Raw genomic sequence first — 16,537 nt, 5'->3', positions numbered from 1 at the left:
GCTTCACCGCATACTTCCGAAGTTGAATGCGGATTGCTACTACTCTGAGCGGGGTATGGCAATCAGCCAGAGACAGTTCGAAATGTTGCTCGACGAATCGCAACGACGAGGGCTGCCTCTGGTGACGCGTAGGCCAGAAAAAAAGCAGCCGGCTCTGTGTCTGACTTTTGATGACGGCTATGCGGATAATTCATGGGCTTTTGATCGTATTATCGAGCGTGATGGGTGCGCGTGGTTGTTTCCCGTGAAGACTTATGTCCAACAGAATTTTTCTGTCACGGATGACTTTGCCGCACAGTTGAAGGCCAGCCCCAAAGAGTATTCCGAGCTTGACTTGGTGCGACTAAGAAGAATAATCCGGCGTCTGACACCAAAGCGCTACCGGTACTGGAGACGACGAGTAGCTGCGATAGAGAAAGATCGATGTAGTCCTGATCTTTTTCTAAGTGAGGAGGACCTCCAAGAGTACTCGGCTTTGGGAATTCAGATGGGCTTGCACGGTGTGACGCATCGCATCTGGAGCTGTCTGCGTTGGAAAGAGTTGGCTTGGGAGTTGAGGGAGTCGGAAAATTGGCTCTATGGCCTGACTGGTGTTCGTCCAACAGGCGCTTGTTTTCCGCACGGGCAGGCGCCATCAAAAAGAGCTCTTAACTCGCTTCTGAATGTCTACGATTGTTTTGGAGTGGACAAACCGTACAAGCAAGACCAAATTATTCGGCGTTTCTGGTTAAGAGAAACTCATCAGATTAGTGCGGTACTCGATGACTATCTCCGAAAACAGTAGGTATGAATCAGGTTTGGAGGGCTGCGTATCGCCTATTGAGGCCCGAGCGTTTTTAAGGCTCTTGGGTGTTCCTGCATTACCTCCATCGAAGGCTTACTTGGTTCGCTTGATCCGGGCGATTTATTGCCGTATTCCGTTTCAAAACCTTACCATGTTAACTCGACCTCGAGCGGCACCTGCATGGAACGAAATAATCGAGGACATGCTCAGCGGGCTAGGTGGCCTTTGCACGACGATCAACCCATTTGTTTGCGCTTTTCTTCATCAGCTCGGATTCCGATCTGTACTACTCACAAGTACAATGCTCGGCCGACCAGACTCTCATATCGCTATCGGCGTGTGGATTGAAAATCGCCTGTTTTGGATTGATCTTGCCAATGGTTTTCCCTACTTAATGCCGCTTGCGACTGATAGGGCCATAGCTAAAGAATTTGCCGGCTTTCGGTATCGACTGGAGCCGGGTGGAGAATGGGCGAAGATCTATCAGGATGTCCTGGGCAAAGAGAAAACCATCTGCAATCAGGAAGTATGCCTGACACCCGTCCACTACTCGCGTTTTGACGAAATGAGATTGCTTCATTATAGCGATCCCTCCTTTGGCCCTTTCTTGAGACATATCAGACTCAATCGATGGGAGCTGGAGAACGGCTATATCTTGCGGGACAACATGGTGGCCAGGTTTCCCGGTTCTTGGGAAAAACTCGGCCATGATGCTGTGAGCCGATGGATACGAACCTATTTCAAGGATGAGAGATTAGTGAAGTTGTATTTTCAATCTATCGAAGCCCTACCTGCTTGATATATGTTCAATAAACAGTTTTTTACACGTCTGGACACGCAAGCTTTTGCATTTTATGAGCGTCATGGTTTTGTCTGTCTGCGAGGGCTGATAAGCGCCGATACCGTGGACAAAATCCAAGCGAATTGGAGCGCAATGGTCGACACCTATTCGAAAGATATTGGTGTCGATAAGTCGCAATACCTCGATGTGATCAGTCAGTGGAGAGATTTGTGGAAGCAATCCCCCTTTTTTCTTCAGCTGCTAGAAGATCACCTTGCCCCTATCGCAGCTTGGGGGTTTGGTCTCAATGGTGTTCGCCTTCTACATGATCATTTTATTCGCAAGGACCGCGGAGGCAGCAACGGGCTCATACCCTGGCACCAGGATTCCATGTTCTGGCCAGTTGGCCGAACGGGACTATCAACATGGCTGGCAACAGACGATGTAGGCGTTACAGAAGGTTGCCTGCAGGTGATTGCCGGCTCTCATCGTCATGCCGCATCTGCACCTGTGGACTTCATGCAAAGCGAGTGTGAATTCGATTCTGCAAATGTAACTGTAATCCCGGTTCGTCGTGGCGATGTAGTGCTTCTAAACAGTAAGACATGGCACCGGAGTGAGCCGACCTCTGCGTTTAACTCCAGGCTCGCTCACCTGGCACTTTGGATCCCCGAGCAGACCCGTTATCGACCGGAAAAGGCAAGTTGGCATCCGTTGAATCAACAGGTAACGGTATCGGCCGGAGAGCTTCTTAATGAGGATGAGTTCCCAATCTTCGGTATGCGTGAGCAAGGACATGGTAATAGCCAGGAAAATGATCACAATGGCGTGGAAACGCAAACAGGGATGTTCAACGCGCGTCAGCGTATCGAGAACTTTGTCAGAGAACGATCCAACACGGATGGGACGTTGGGCCAACTGCTGTCCGATGTAGCTCTCAGGAACAAACTCGCCATGGAGCTTTCTGGAGTAGGTCACACTAATTTTGATGATTGCTTGTCGTTGGTAGAGCGTGTCTGGATCAGTGCATCAGCGTACGAACGCCATCGAAGCCGTAACGTGTTCAACAGTGCGTACGCGGAATGGGACCAATTAACTTTAAGCTTATATCGGACGAGCTGAAATGCAGTCGCAGTTAAAATCTTTTGAAGAGTTACATTCCGCTCTTGCAGAGTTCATCGCTATTCAGTCTGTGGCGGGCAACTCGAGAGAAAACAAACGCGCCGTTCATTTTGTTGCTTCGCACCTGCAGGAGCTGGGGTTTGATGTCCGTATCAAAGGAGGCGAGCTCCTGGAGCAGCCAGTTATCGTGGCAAAGCGACCATCAACCAATAGTGAGCGGAAAGTGGTTCTGTATGGGCACTACGATGTTGCTGAGCCCGGCGATCCAGATTTTTGGGCATCAGGGACACCTTATGTTCTTCAATCCCGTGGTGGTCGGCTCTATGGGCGAGGAGTGGCTGATAATAAAGGCACCTTACTAACCCGAATAATGGCGCTTCGGGGATTGATTCGAGCCGGGGAGTCGCTGCCAGAAATGTTGTTCCTTATTCAGGGAAAGGAGGAGGTTAATGTTCCTTGCCCGGAGACTCTCGATATATTCCGTCGCGAAGTCGCTCACTATGAGGCAGATCTGTTCGTGGATGAAACCGGATTCAATGACCTGGACGATGGATCTGCAATCATGTTTCTGTGGTCGAAACGCGGTAAACCGGTGAAAGACTCAGTGGGGAGTGACTATCTCGCTATGGCCGGATTAGACCGAATTGAATGGCGCCATCTGAATAAACTGAATGGTGGCGAGAATTGTCCATTTTTGAATGCCCTCCCTGCGGATGCTCTATACGTTGGTTTTGGTCCCAATGACAGGTTGCATCAAATCCATAGACCCAATGAGTCCTTGTCGCAAGATTTACTCGAAAAGCACTACTTTGATTTTTATCGCTTCATGAGTGCTTATGCTCAACAGTAAATGCATTGCAATTGTTGTTGCAGTCGATTGGGATTCGATCGAAAACGTTTACCGCCTCTCGGAGAGTCTCCGAGGACATTTGCATAGTTACGAGTTGGATATTCAGGTGTTGGTTTACAACGCCCCCGCCGAGCCTGAGAAGCACCATTTATCTCCATCAATCAATGTCTTTGCTTGGGTTCCTGGATACACACCGATCGTCGTCAATAGAAATCGATGTCAGCAACATCTCAAGCGCATAATGAGGGCCAACGGCTGTTTCGGCATGGTGTTGGATGATGATTTGGTCTGGCACATGAAAGAGGCAGAACTTGATTGCATTTTAGGTGTGCTGCTTGCCGATCAAAGTGACATGGCCTTCCTTGGGCTGGACGGCGATCCACCCATACCCAAGGAGTACAGCAGGGCTTGTCCGATTCTTGATGCTCTTCTCCATCTACGGAAAGCGGGGGAGCTCAGTCAAGGAATCTCAGATAGATACTTCGCGGATGTAAAGCTGGCCAATGGTGAGCCACCGCCGTTTAGTCATCATGATTATTACGCTCTGAAAAAAGAGAAATTTCATGCGAGGCCTTTCAGTCTTGACCTCAATGATTTTGTTTACAAGCTCTATCGGGGGCAAGCTACTACACGAACACAGCAGAGTATCTCCGCGGTGACTGAAGTTACAGGTCGAGAAAGAGGGGGAGCGACACTGGTTCTAAATCCGAAGATCTTATCCGTTCCAAATCGATCAATCTCACTTGGGGGCTATGTCAGTCGGCGAAGCGACATGGTTATGGCTTTATCAGCATTCCGAGAGGGGTTCCGGATGCACTGTACGCCTCCAGCATTGAGACATGTTCGCAGTGAATCATTCGATTCGCATGACCCTGCGAAGTTGGTCTCTGATGTATTGGGGGTTGCTCTCGTTGAGAGCATGATAAAAAAATCTAACTTCAAGTCGGAGTTTGAAGCTCGCGCTCGAGAAACCATTACTATCCTTACTGAGACTAATAAAATGTTCTCCCTTTTCAGCAAGGCAAATGGCTTGAAGCCTGACTCCTTATCATCCATCGATTTGATGCGATACGAGAATCAGCAGACCATCGAATGCATAAATCATTTGGTGAGTTATTCGTCCAAAGACCTACCAAGCATGCCACCATTTTCGTGAATGGCTCAAAGATGGGCTAAAAAATACCGCCTCGCCAAGGATGTTTTCCAGCTTCTCACTGACGTCCTCGCCAATAGGCTTGAGCTGACATCTGCTGCGGCAATGAGGGTTTTGGTGAATGAGAATCTGAGACAGCTCTGATGGCATTGGGGTGCACTTGGGTTTCTGAACTGGTCGAGCCGCTTTATGCTCCTCAGGCATCGCCTGATCCAGCTCCGTTTCGATCGCTGAAAGGTCGGTGTCGATCAGTTCGTCCTGCAGCTTGGGCCGCGGGGCATTCTGGTGCTCAACGCGCTGAGCGTATTTGTGGAGCTTAGGGATGGCTCCTTCGTGAGTCAGTTTTTCGATGATGGCGTTGCTACGCAATAGCTCCCAAGATTTTTGGCTCGAAGTTTGGTCATTGGCATCAAGAGAGTCCAACGGTTCTATTACCAGGGCACAGAGGTGATTGTCAGATCGAGAGTCTTTTGAGTGCCCATTCGGTGAGTAAAGCATTCGTGCTGCCTCCAAAACTTTGTCGATCCTGGCTAACGATCATAGCAAGCCCTCTGCAGGGCTTTTGACGGCAAATTGACAATTTTGGCTGCATTCGAGGGCTTATGAGCTTTTTGAAGGAGAATTTGTTACCGGAAGTTATCTGATAGGAACACTGCAGACCGGATGTCGTAGCTGACGTGAGAGTACGATGCTTACTTCGAACGGTCCGTTCTCTGCCCCTCCGTCTTCAGCAACAACCTACTTGAGGTCGATGTCCCTCCCGATTTCACCTCATTCAAGACGCTCAATTTTTCTCCCTATCTTAATCAGTACAACCCCTGATTAAGATAGCCATGCATCTTAATCAGGGAAACTGGCGGCTACATAAGGTGAGGATGAACCTTTGGTAATGTTTTTTTGAGATAGCTATCCTAAATTCGCCAAATACTGATTAAGATGAGGAGTTTCATATCAGCGCTCGGATTTCCGTTTAATTAAAACTATCTTAATCAGTATTGATTGATAGATAGTCATTCATCTAAATCAGTAAAGTTGGCGGCTAAAAAAGTGATGATGAACCGTTGGTAATGTTTTTTCGAGATAGCTATCTTAAATTCGCCAGATACTGATTAAGATGAGGAGGTTCATATCAGTGCTCGGATTTCCGTATTGCTATGGCAATCTGAATCGAGCTGCAGGAGACCAGCGCATTGTCTGTAAGGTCGAAAAGCTGGAATTAGTCGAATTTATCCTGAATTTTGCCGCAGGGGATCCGATCTTCCGGGATTTATCTAATTGTCGCTGGTCAAGTGTTGCATCTGCGCACGTCTGACGTGGTTGTGCGCTTCGAGTACGCAATTCTGGTTTTTAAGGATTCGAGCGGTTTTATGCATACGTTTGTGCGCGCTTGCGACACCTGTGTACGTCGGTTCGGCGTTCATTCCGGGAAGAGATTTGCCCGTGGCTGGCCAGTTTGGAAGCGGTCAAAAATGGCATGCCCAAGAGCTGAAGGTTTCTGTAACTTTGCTTCGGTTAAATACACGGTCGAGCACTGACGCTGCGTCACTTCGATTGTTTACGATGGCACATCCGACTCCATGCTTATCCCAGTATTCGTCACTACCAAGCACTGCCAAGGTCTTATTAGCCGGCGCGAGGATGATCGATAATAAGGGTGAAATGGAACCGCATCGTAAGGAGTCGCGGTAAATGTGCGCCGAAGACATTGAATCTAAAATTCTTCCACGGCTCGCCGTATATTTGCTGTCGAGACAGATGAACTGTTTATGCTCCTTTTCCGCAATCTCCAGCACCATGTCCGGTCTTCTTTCCCGTGAGATGGAAAAATACCCGTACTGGTTGGGTGTTTCGAGAGAGCGACATTTCATCTGGTAGTAGAGAGAAATGTGTTTTTCATCCGCATCTCCTCTTAGAAGGAGGTCTGCCGATCTGGGATTGTGTTCCAACCGCCAGACAAATCCCGGAAACCTCAATTCGAGCGCCTCGGCGATAGCTACAAAGCACCACGCCTCATATATCTCCCATGTTGGGGCAATATAGTGTTGTTCTTCAGACGCCATTTCAGATAGACCCTGGCGAAGAATCCTGATGCCAGTCTGGTGGGTCATGCTGTAGTGAGGATTTCCGGAAACCGCGTTGAACTCTGCTGCTCCTCGCTTATCCATATTTACTCTGGCAAACGGGTCTCTGCGTGAAAGCCAGCCCAGTTGCTTATCCACAGACTGTAGGAAGCGAATACGGCGGGGCAATCTGGCCATCAGATCGGTTTCGGTTTCGGATACCCCAACCCGAAGATCCCGTAAGTCAGCGAGCAAAAGTCTCGTCAGTCGTCGAACCTCGACCAATTGCCTTGCTATGAGCCGGTTTGCAGGGTTGTCCAGCGATGGTTCGTGAAACGGTACGTCCAGATTCCAGTCTTCTGGAGCCAGGGCCGTTTCAGATGTTCTGTCTTCAGCGAATGCTGCAAGCAGCCTGGGATTGCTGATCAAACGCCGAATGGTTGTCTCATCGACTCTTTTTGCCATGTGCAAAGGCATTTGTTCGCGTCGGCTGTTGAGTCGGATGATTGGCCGTTCGCAGATAGCATCTAAGCCAGAAAGGTAACGACCTATAAATTGTCGCAAACGCGAATAACGGAGCCACAATGAAACAAAATTGGAACGCCCGGCAAGATCTTGCACTGCAGGCTCGGTACCGGTCACTAGCTGGGGCACATAATCCACAATCTGCTGAAGATATTCGTTGAACTGCTCTCGCCCTGTTTTATGCATGGCCGGAGCGACGTCCACCGTATAACGGAGTGGGGAAGCCAGATCCGGAAGTTCCAGCTCAAAGAACATCTCACCCGCAAAAAAACCTGGCTGCCAGACCCAGTGTTCGCCGGAGTCGTCCATTTCCAACAGGGCGTCATCCGCATAGAGTTTGGCATTTCTATCCGGAACCTGTATCAGGTAGCTTTGCGCTTCATTGCAATCCAGCAGTTTTTGCTCAGGGTCGAGATAACCAAGCAACCCGTGTGATGAATCCGCTGAGAAAACCCGAAGTTTCATATCAGCGCCAGAATCGCATCATGCCCGTATCACTCAAATCTCTTTTCAACGTCTCCACCTTCGCGCGGCATCTCTTGAGGTCATACTCAGTGAGTACCTTGATCACCTGCAAAAGGGCTTCGTGGAGCCTTTGGCTCTCGGACCCTCGCAACTTGGGGAGAACTCGCGCATATATGACGTCATCCAATGCGTGAGAGAGTTCGATGTCCGGCATCTTTTGAGCGAGGGCCAAATAGGAGAGAACGTCCTCTACCGTGCGCCAGCCAAAGTGCATACGTTCGGTTTCTAACGCGCTGAGAAGGTCGGTGAGGCAACCTTTTACTCGTGATAAGTCCTGAACGTTCAGGCCGAATTTTTGCCAATTCGGATAGTTTTCCAAATTGATCTCCCAAAACTCCATTGTGAAAGCACGGTCGAGAACCTTGTCTGAAATGCCGTGAGTGGTTTCATCCATGTTCACGGTCCCGATAAAGGCCACATTACTTGGATATGGAATCGTGCTCGGTACACCGTCAAAGGATTTTCCTTCGTTGTGCAAGCGCAGGTGATCGCCAGTCTCCATAGCCGACAGTACTGGCGCAAAATACTGCTCTGGATGAGACAGGTTCATCTCATCCAGAATCACAATAAATGGCTCATTCGGATGGCTGGCAGCCTGCAGCAGGAAATCCAGCAGCGGAGAGCGGACATAATTATCAGGCCTTAAAGGATTAATGTGGCCGAAGAGTGGCGATGAGTCATACCAGCCTGGCTGTACCGCCTGAACAAACACGTGCTTGTCGGCTGGAAGGTTGAATTGCTGTGTAAGGGCTTGCCCATAGCGTTGGGCCAAGAGGGTTTTACCGGATCCGGAAAGGCCCGCAAGGATGGCAAAGTGACGACGCTCATGAGACCACAAACCAAAATGAAGCTGACTCACAAGTCTGGATGCAAAGGCAGTACTGGCGGTGACTTCGTTTACAAGGGCAATCTCGTCAATGGTGCTTATATTGAGAAAGTCAGTGTCGATATCTGGAGCATCTGTCTCTTCACCTAGATCCGTCGGTTTCAGGAACTCTGGCGTCCAGTGAATTTGGTCCGTCCATTCTTTGCCAGCTTCGGTCAATGAGAACATCCCATTCTCAGAGCTTTTGATCAGTTCAAAGCCTTTCAACCATTTTATGATGCTTCCCGGCATGAAGTCTGAGGTCCAGCCAGAATTAACCTTCTGAAGCAGGGTATAGAGTTCGCGGCTTGTCTGGTCCTGTGCTTTCAATGCAAGCAGAACATGATCAATTCCCAGAACCCGGGTCAGAAAGATGGGTATCAGTTCCCGAGGATCTTCCGTTTCCAGATACAGCTCGCCGCGAGTTGTCTTTGCGACAAAGCCTTCGTGTTCCTCGATCACGTAGAACTCATTCTTCAGAACATTAACCGTGGTTCTGAGGCTGCTTTCCCGGTAATCCGGGAACTCCGATCGCAGAAAATCAATGAGTTCGTCTCGTCGAACGCCGTCCTCAACAAAACTCAGAGCCTTGATCAGCGTTGCTATGCCACCTCGAATGCTCGTCAAACCTTTACGTCTTTGGAGCGCGGGCAAGGGTTTCAGTTTTACCTCACCCTGGTCATTTGCCACCTCAGCTACCGTTTCGGTATTGGTGCCCTGGACATGACCTTCATAAACAAACCAGGGGAGTGTCATGCGTTCGGCAAGAGCTTTGGGGGAACTTTCCACCGAGCCCAGTAGTTCCTCCAGGCGCAGCATCAAATCGTGCTGGCAAGTAACCACTTTCGGTCGGCGAGAAGAATCCCCGAACCACGCCCTGTGACATTCCTGCGCCATCAGGTCGTAGGTGATGGTACTAAAATAACGCGGATAGAAGGCAGCCATAACCCGACAGATTTTCACCCAAGCGATCCGATTGGTGTACTGCTTCATCCGTATGGCAATTTCATCATGAAAGGCCTGAAGTCGGGTAATTCGCTCTTCCGAACTTTCAGGTAGCGCCTTCAACGACTCCTCAGCAATCCAGGATCTGAATTCAGGATCCTCAAGAGCGGTAGATATATTAACCGTGCCCATTCCAACGCCGCTGACAGCGTTTTCCTCCCATAGCTTCTGCTGAAATTCCAGAGTTTTTCGGGTTTCTAGATCCGCATTGCCAACGTATTCAAGAAATTCAGCCAAGCTGGAAAGCCAGACAGGGTTCCTGTCAAAGGGCGATATACCGTCGAGAATATTCTTGAGCTGCTGTTCTTGGGTTAGATCCGTTTGCACTATGTGATTCTCCTTGAATCCTAATTAATCCTCGATCAGAGCCTTCCATTCGACTGCACTAACAATTTCGCACGTACTTTGATCGGTAGGGCGGCACCAGCGGGCAACTGACATATTCCGCATATAATCCAGAGCTTCGTCGTAATCGGTGAATTCCAGGCTCCCGTGTTTGCTTTCAATAAAATAACGACCGCCAATCGAGGATTGATGCCGGCAAAAATAAGAACCATCCCGGGCGTAAGGTACCGTAATCATCCTCACGAATTCAGGATCCGGCGACTCGGTACAAGAATCAACAGCATCGGAGTCCGGTGTTGAGATCTGGGACGGACTTGCGGAAGCAAGCCGATGTATGGCGTCTTCGTCCAGTTTTACCCATATTACGGAGCCACTAGCGTGTTTATAAGGAACCGGTTGAGCAAGGGGCTCTATCTCTGACAATACCCAGGCATAGCGCCATTTATAATCCGGAGACTCGTAGATATCAGAAGGGACTTGATGTTTGGATTGGTTCAAAGCTAGCTCACGATTATCGAAAGGTCCCTCAACGCCGTCCAAATGGCAGATACCAACAATCGTTTTACTACCTTTTTTGATCAGGGCAATCGGCCCGCGCATTTTTGTCCGTTGGCCCCTCATCTCCCATACCTTCTCACCATTCAGGATTTTGCCAATCCATGGTTCAGCGATGATGAGCCCACGGTTAATAGCTGATTTGTTGTGTTCTGGAGCGTTGTTTTGTGAGGTTCTGAATAAAGCCGGCTTCTGATCCACGAGCTCCCAGTTGGGCTTCCTCTTACCGGATTCTTCAATCACGATTTTAATCCGGAGTGCATCGCTTTCTGATTTACGTGGCTTCTGAGGCGCTTTGTTGCCGCCAATAAGAAGGAACAGAAAGATGACTGACCCGATTATGAGAGCAAATTCCATATGTATTCCCGTTAGTCCGTGCGCGCCCCGGCCACCCGTTTGCGTCACTCTAAGTTTCGTCGTTGCTCTGCCTCATCAGAGGTTAACCACTGAATGCTTGGTGACGACTTCTCAAGATGAACGATGCCATGGAGGGTATTTGTACGCCCCTCACCGGCCCGGTGCTGAATGAGGGTATTCAATAACTCCATAAGCATGAATTTGAAGTTTCGATCTTTCAAAAGGGCGTGATCTTCATCTTCAAATCGCCAAGTTGCGCCACTTGCTCCACCAGTGTCCTCGTCTGCGAAGAATATGATGTCTCCTGTAACGGGTGTTTCCGAAAGCAGTTGTTCAGTGAGCTGATTCAGGCGATTTTGGGCGAACGATAGTTCGGGATTCATGAAGTATGGTCTCCGTCGGTCCAGCTAAGCGGTTTCCACCAGACGCTAATAATTTTTTGAACGCTGATGCCAGATCGGCATACCTATCAGACATCAACGTCGCGACAAATGTTGTCGTTTTATGCTGTGCTGGATTCAAGGAGGGCCCGGGCCTCATTTACCAGTCTCACCTGATGCTCAACCATGTTATTAATGACGGCTTGCCGGTTTTCATCTTCCAGCAAATCAAGGACAGCCCCATCAAACGAGTGAAAGTTGAGGATGGCAGGCTCACGACTGGGGTACGGGTTGTAGTAGTAGCAAATCAGCCAATCTGCTTCCTTGTTGGCTACCGCGTTACCGTCGTTCAGCGTTTCCCTGAGTTTATCTTTTATGTCGGGTCGCGAGACTGCTGAACCCGAGGGGCTTTCGATGCGCAGACCGTAGTGGATGGCGTGGTAGATGTTCACGTACAGACAGAGCTTTTCTCCGTTGAGCTCTCCAATGGTGTGTTTGATGCCAACGTGTTTACCGCCGCGACCGTTGAAGTAATTGTGAGAAAGCTCCCTCAGGCTTTTATCCCCGTAGACGACGGGCGCTTCACCAAGCGCATTGGCCATAGCGGAAGATAGTTCCTCCCAGAACCGCAGCATGACCGAGGATTTGGCTTTAGGCAGTGCCTTCTCTACTGCCAGGGCAGTTTCCAGATCGTCACGGTTGTGGGCCAATTTCTCGGCAATAAGAGAGGTCATAGAGGTTCCGGCTCCGGTGAGGGTTTCGAGTAGGCGCTTGTATTGGATGAGGGCGTAAGATAGCTCTGGTTTATGCTCACAGAGGCCGGCAAAGTGATCGATCCACTGGCGGATGTCTTCTGCAAATGAGAGGCAATGAACATTCTCCTGTTCAAGATCCCTGAGGCTATACGCTGAAGGTGGCTTGCCATCCAAAGTGAGATAGGCCAGCACTGCGGTTTTACGATCTTTGGCCCGTTGATTGAGCTCTGTGAAATAGTCCTGGAGCTGAGCCTTTTGATCTCCGGCGTCGATCTTTACTTCAATGCCGATAATAAGGTCGGGAGACTCAACCACGATATCCACACGCCGTCGGCCTTCGGTTGCCAATTCTCTTGTTATCTTAACGCGCCCGCTCACATCCAGTGAAAGTCCCAGGATATCTTTGACAAATGCATCAAGAAATCGGGAACCCTCACCATGTCGTCCGGTAGGACTAAGCAACTCCGCGAGGTACCGGGAGTGGGTCCGGTTTTCATCGCGCTGGACGCCAAGGATGGAGAAAATATTGAAGCACTCTCCGTGCTGGTTGGCGCTTTCCTTACTGGTCTCGACCAGATCAGTCAAGCGGCGAAACCTGTCTGTGAATTCTGTTTTGTTCGAAGCGTCATTGAGCCTACTCATACTGCTACTTCTTTCCTATTGTGGTGTTTCCCGCAACGCGCTGACAGGCTAACTCCGCCACGCTGGAGGTTTGGTCATTTGCACAAAGTGAGTCCAACAGTTCCGTTGCTAGGGCACAGAGCTGATCTTCAGATCGAGAGTATTCTGATTGCCATTTCGGTGAGTGACGCATTTTCTCTGCCTACCTCCAAAACCCTGTTGATGCTGACTAAGGATGATAGCAAAACCATGGCAGAGCTGACCTGCTCCCCTCTAGCTTAACCGTTTTCAGCTTAGTAATGTTCATCACAGTAGAGGACGATGAACATGAAAAAGCGATTTTCAGAAGAGCAGATCATCAGCATTTTGAAGGAAGCCGAAGCGGGCCTGGCGGTGAAGGAGTTATGCCGCAAGTACAACATTTCTGACGCCACTTTCTACACCTGGCGCAAGAAGTTTGGCGGCATGGAAGTTTCAGAAGCACGCCGGTTGAAGGCTGTCGAAGACGAGAATGCCAAGCTCAAGAAGCTATTGGCTGAATCTCTCCTGGACAACGAAGCTCTGAAGGCTGCTCTTAACCGAAAGTACTGACCGTCGAGAACAAGCGCGAGGCCGTGCGGGCGATGCAGGAGCAAACGCCGATTTCACAACGCAGGGCCTGTTTTCTCGTCGGGTTATCCCGCGCTTCGTTTCATTACCGCTCCACCGTTGCGGCCGGTGACAATGTGCTCAGCGAGCGCATTACGGAACTGGCCCACGAGCGACGTCGGTTTGGTTACCGACGGGTTCACCAACTGTTGCGACGGGAAGGAATCGACGTGAATCATAAAAGGGTTTACCGGCTTTATCGGGAGGCTGGTCTGGCCGTACCAAAGCGCAAGCGTCGCAAAGGTATCGCCATGGAGCGTCAGCCACTGGTGTTGCCAGAAGCTCCGAACCAGACGTGGTCCATGGACTTCGTCATGGACTCACTGGCGTGTGGTCGGCGGATTAAATGCCTGACCATTGTTGATGACTTCACCAAGGAGTGCCTCGACATCCCCGTGGCAAACGGCATCTCTGGTAACCAGGTTGCCCGCACTCTGGATGCCATAGCAGCCTTTAGAGGCTACCCGCAGGCTGTCAGGACAGACCAAGGACCGGAATTCACCAGCAAGGCTCTGGACCAATGGGCTTATGACAACGGTGTGGAACTGAAGCTGATTCAGCCTGGAAAACCAACCCAGAACGGCTTTATTGAAAGCTTCAATGGACGTTTTCGTGACGAATGCCTGAATGAACACTGGTTCCGGGATCTGGCTCATGCCCGGGAGATCATCGGTAATTGGCGACGAGACTATAATGAAAACCGGCCCCATTCAGCTCTGAGCTACCAGACACCGCTGGAGTTTGCCGCTGGCTACCGGACTACGGGAAAAGGGTCGAAATTAACCGACATTACTAAGCAGTGAGTGGTTTAGTGATCGGGGGCAGGTCAGAGCTTTTGACGGCAAATTAATAATTTTGTGTGCATGCCAGAGCTTTTGAGCTTTTTGATGAAAAATTTGCTGCCAGAGTATTTCTAATAGACTCAATGCCACGCCTAATTCGGGGCCCTTGATTTTTCACTCCGTATTTAACAGTACAACCCCTGATTAAGATAGCGATTCATATTGATTAGGAAAATACCTGCTGCAAAGGAGGTTTATAAAAAACTGGTAATAAATTTTCAATATGGCGCTTCTAAATTAGCCAAATACTGTTAAATACGTAGCGCTTCATATCTACGCTCGATCTCAGTATTTCTAGGGCTATATTTAATAGTACTGATTAATATGAAGCCTCCAATCTCTCCATGCCCCGTAATTTCCAAGAATCCAGGGGTTCTCTGGAACCTCGGACGACTGGAATCAGTCGAATTCGGACTGAGGCCCTGATCTCCTCGCAGGGAGGCCAAGCCTCTGATCTGACATGCCAACTTTCCGAGGTCAAATGCTCTGTTGGGGAGAAGCTTCTTAAGTTGGGAGGGCTGGACGTTGCATCTGCGCACGTCTGACTTGGTAGTGCGCCTTCTGATTATTTATAGCGATTTTGAGAGCTTCGAGCAGTATTTTTAATGCGACTGTGCGCGGTTGCGACACCTGTGTACGTTGCCTTGGTGTCCAAGCTGGCAAGTAGAGGTGGGCCAGAACTCGAACACATCTACTTAGCGAAAGTTATGTCTGCGTCATAAACATCGATAAGGTTTTCACGGGGCCTAGTTCGTAGCCGCTCAAAAGCCATTCTCTCGGCGAGTGGCCATCCAGATCAGCAGTCGGTGTCAGCATGAAACGCGTCAGTGTGAGAGGACGATCAATTGCCTCAGCTGACACTAGTAATTCGGCAAGGTGGGGTAGTCTGCCTGAATCGCTAAACTGCCAACCGAAGAATACTGGCGTGGAATCTTCAAGTGTCAACGCCAGTAAGCTCGGGGGTGTGCGGTTTGATTCGATTATCACCATATCTTCCGGTGCGTGGAGTAATCTCGAGACCTCCTTAAGCGTGAGTGACTGGGCCGCAATGGACCTGCACTCTGAAATCACCTGCAAAGAAATCTTCGTGCGGTTTTTCAGCCCTTCAAGAGATGTGGGAGAAGCTTCGAGGCCCCGAGCCCCTCCTTGTTCGAGTACAGCTTTTTCAGAGACTGAGAGAGGTTCGGCTGATGGCCAAATTTTGTTTGGAATTGATTTGGTTAAATGGAAGTGATCGTCCAGGCCCTTGCCGGCTGGCAAACATGCCCCAAAGCCGAGCGCCCTAATGACTCGGGCTTCGAAATCAGTCAATGGGCTTAAGCTCTCCAAATCCTAACCTCCCATATCTCTGCTTGCGTAAGGACGAAGATAGCTGTTCTCCAACTATTTGTTACCTGTGTCGGGGCCTCTAACGGTTGCGTCTCATTGCAGATTTCTGCCTGGCTTTCCGCGCGTAGATTCGTGCGTAGTTCTCTAGTCGATCGGCTTGCCAATAGCCCAAGAGACCTATAACCAAACATGTGATGGTGAATACTGAAAAACCCAAAAAGCCAGCCATCAGGTTCATAAGAACTTCCTCATCAAACTATCCCAAATTAATCCTACACTTTTTTGGGAAGTCTCCAACATCGTAAGTCTCAGCAAATTTGGAGGATTTGGGATCTGTGCAAGCATTGGGTTTCTGACAACAAAAAGGAGCTCAGACTATGCAAACAAAATTTATCACCAACATCATCCGATCAGAAATTTTCGTGCAACTGCTGAAGGCGATTGTAGCCGCAATCATAGTGGGTTGGATCTTTCTGATAACCCCCTCCGGCTATGGAAGCGAGGAGGCCAGCGCCTGGGAAAACTTTGATACGGTGTATGCTGTCGTTACGCCGTTAATGAGGAACAAAATTACCCTTACATTTTTGGCGGCCGCTACAAGTTGTATGGTCCTAGAAGTGTTTAAGCAAAACCCATTCTTGAAAGAAAGGCTCATAGAGTTCGGACTGGATTGAGATGGGTGACTGGGCGGGGTTTATTCAACTCTCGATTCAAACTCCGCCTTGCGCTGCTGGTGCAGATCTTCGGTTACTCAGGTATGAGCAGGGAGCCAGGCTAGGGTAGTGCGCCCACAAGTGAAGCCGGACAAAGTAGATGGCGACAAAGGTAACGCAACTTATTGATATTACTGACGCCTAAAATGCCATTTTGGCTTCACTTAGTTTCTGAGAAATGTTTCTCAACTAATTGAAAATATAGTATTTATATTTATTAAAAGTGCCAGACTGCAACTCCGTGTACGCCGGTTCGATTCCGACCCGCGCCTCCATTTTTACCCTTTATTATCAACAACCTGACCCTTTCGGTCGGAGTCGA

At 49.4% G+C, this 16,537-nt stretch carries 14 protein-coding genes; 7 read left to right on the top strand and 7 right to left on the bottom strand.

The genetic code is table 11. The features are described 5' to 3' along the window. Positions 1–55 precede the first annotated feature (55 nt). Genes ACESMK_RS04275 through ACESMK_RS04255 form a run of 5 tightly spaced genes read left to right on the top strand, consistent with a single transcriptional unit; the run spans position 56 to position 4,693 of the window. On the top strand, positions 56–784 hold the full coding sequence (locus ACESMK_RS04275; RefSeq protein WP_372995618.1) for a polysaccharide deacetylase family protein: 729 nt from the start codon (positions 56–58) through the stop codon (positions 782–784). Beyond that, positions 762–1,583 (top strand): arylamine N-acetyltransferase, encoded by an 822-nt coding sequence (locus tag ACESMK_RS04270; protein WP_372995616.1) that lies wholly within the window; start codon positions 762–764, stop codon positions 1,581–1,583. The genes ACESMK_RS04275 and ACESMK_RS04270 overlap by 23 nt, the downstream gene beginning before the upstream one ends. 3 nt (positions 1,584–1,586) lie before the next feature. Next, positions 1,587–2,687: a phytanoyl-CoA dioxygenase family protein gene (locus ACESMK_RS04265; protein WP_372995614.1), complete on the top strand. Its 1,101-nt coding sequence runs from the start codon at positions 1,587–1,589 to the stop codon at positions 2,685–2,687. Position 2,688: 1 nt separating this feature from the next. Then, the gene (locus tag ACESMK_RS04260; protein ID WP_372995612.1) at positions 2,689–3,537 is read left to right on the top strand and encodes a M20/M25/M40 family metallo-hydrolase; all 849 of its coding nucleotides are present in this window, start codon (positions 2,689–2,691) and stop codon (positions 3,535–3,537) included. Further along, positions 3,524–4,693, top strand: coding sequence for a hypothetical protein (locus tag ACESMK_RS04255; protein WP_372995610.1), 1,170 nt, complete (start codon positions 3,524–3,526; stop codon positions 4,691–4,693). The genes ACESMK_RS04260 and ACESMK_RS04255 overlap by 14 nt, the downstream gene beginning before the upstream one ends. On the opposite strand, the gene ACESMK_RS04250 is transcribed toward ACESMK_RS04255, so the two are convergent. The 6 genes from ACESMK_RS04250 to ACESMK_RS04225 form a co-directional block, all read right to left on the bottom strand. Further along, positions 4,667–5,113, bottom strand: coding sequence for a hypothetical protein (locus tag ACESMK_RS04250; protein ID WP_372995608.1), 447 nt, complete (start codon positions 5,111–5,113; stop codon positions 4,667–4,669). The two genes, ACESMK_RS04255 and ACESMK_RS04250, sit on opposite strands and share 27 nt — an antisense overlap. Before the next feature lie 1,040 nt (positions 5,114–6,153). Continuing rightward, positions 6,154–7,740 (bottom strand): nuclease domain-containing protein, encoded by a 1,587-nt coding sequence (locus ACESMK_RS04245; RefSeq protein ID WP_372995606.1) that lies wholly within the window; start codon positions 7,738–7,740, stop codon positions 6,154–6,156. 1 nt (position 7,741) lies between these two features. After that, the gene (locus tag ACESMK_RS04240; protein WP_372995604.1) at positions 7,742–9,997 is read right to left on the bottom strand and encodes an McrB family protein; all 2,256 of its coding nucleotides are present in this window, start codon (positions 9,995–9,997) and stop codon (positions 7,742–7,744) included. Between the two features lie 24 nt (positions 9,998–10,021). Continuing rightward, positions 10,022–10,927, bottom strand: a complete 906-nt coding sequence (locus tag ACESMK_RS04235) for a hypothetical protein (protein WP_372995602.1) — start codon at positions 10,925–10,927, stop codon at positions 10,022–10,024. Between the two features lie 44 nt (positions 10,928–10,971). Beyond that, positions 10,972–11,310, bottom strand: coding sequence for a hypothetical protein (locus ACESMK_RS04230; protein WP_372995600.1), 339 nt, complete (start codon positions 11,308–11,310; stop codon positions 10,972–10,974). 119 nt (positions 11,311–11,429) lie between these two features. After that, entirely contained in the window at positions 11,430–12,647 is a 1,218-nt protein-coding gene (locus tag ACESMK_RS04225; RefSeq protein WP_372995598.1) for a PD-(D/E)XK nuclease family protein, read from the bottom strand. Positions 12,648–13,010: 363 nt separating this feature from the next. Between ACESMK_RS04225 and ACESMK_RS04220 the strand changes: the two genes are divergently transcribed. Next, positions 13,011–14,134, top strand: a protein-coding gene (locus tag ACESMK_RS04220) for an IS3 family transposase (RefSeq protein WP_372995596.1) whose coding sequence is annotated in 2 segments (ribosomal slippage) — positions 13,011–13,269 and positions 13,269–14,134 — 1,125 coding nt in all. Because the reading frame shifts where the segments join, the coding sequence is not laid out codon by codon here. A 744-nt stretch (positions 14,135–14,878) separates the two neighbouring features. On the opposite strand, the gene ACESMK_RS04215 is transcribed toward ACESMK_RS04220, so the two are convergent. Next, a complete protein-coding gene (locus ACESMK_RS04215) occupies positions 14,879–15,484 on the bottom strand; it encodes a hypothetical protein (RefSeq protein ID WP_372995594.1) in 606 nt (201 codons plus the stop codon). A gap of 395 nt (positions 15,485–15,879) precedes the next feature. Here ACESMK_RS04215 and ACESMK_RS04210 point away from each other — a divergent pair, with 395 nt between their 5' ends. Beyond that, positions 15,880–16,176, top strand: coding sequence for a hypothetical protein (locus tag ACESMK_RS04210; RefSeq protein WP_372995592.1), 297 nt, complete (start codon positions 15,880–15,882; stop codon positions 16,174–16,176). Positions 16,177–16,537 lie beyond the last annotated feature (361 nt).

The organism is Marinobacter sp. (genome assembly GCF_041687235.1).
GTDB lineage: Bacteria > Pseudomonadota > Gammaproteobacteria > Pseudomonadales > Oleiphilaceae > Marinobacter.
The sequence above is the reverse complement of the archived record's forward strand: the minus strand, read 5'-3'. Positions and strand labels throughout refer to the sequence as shown.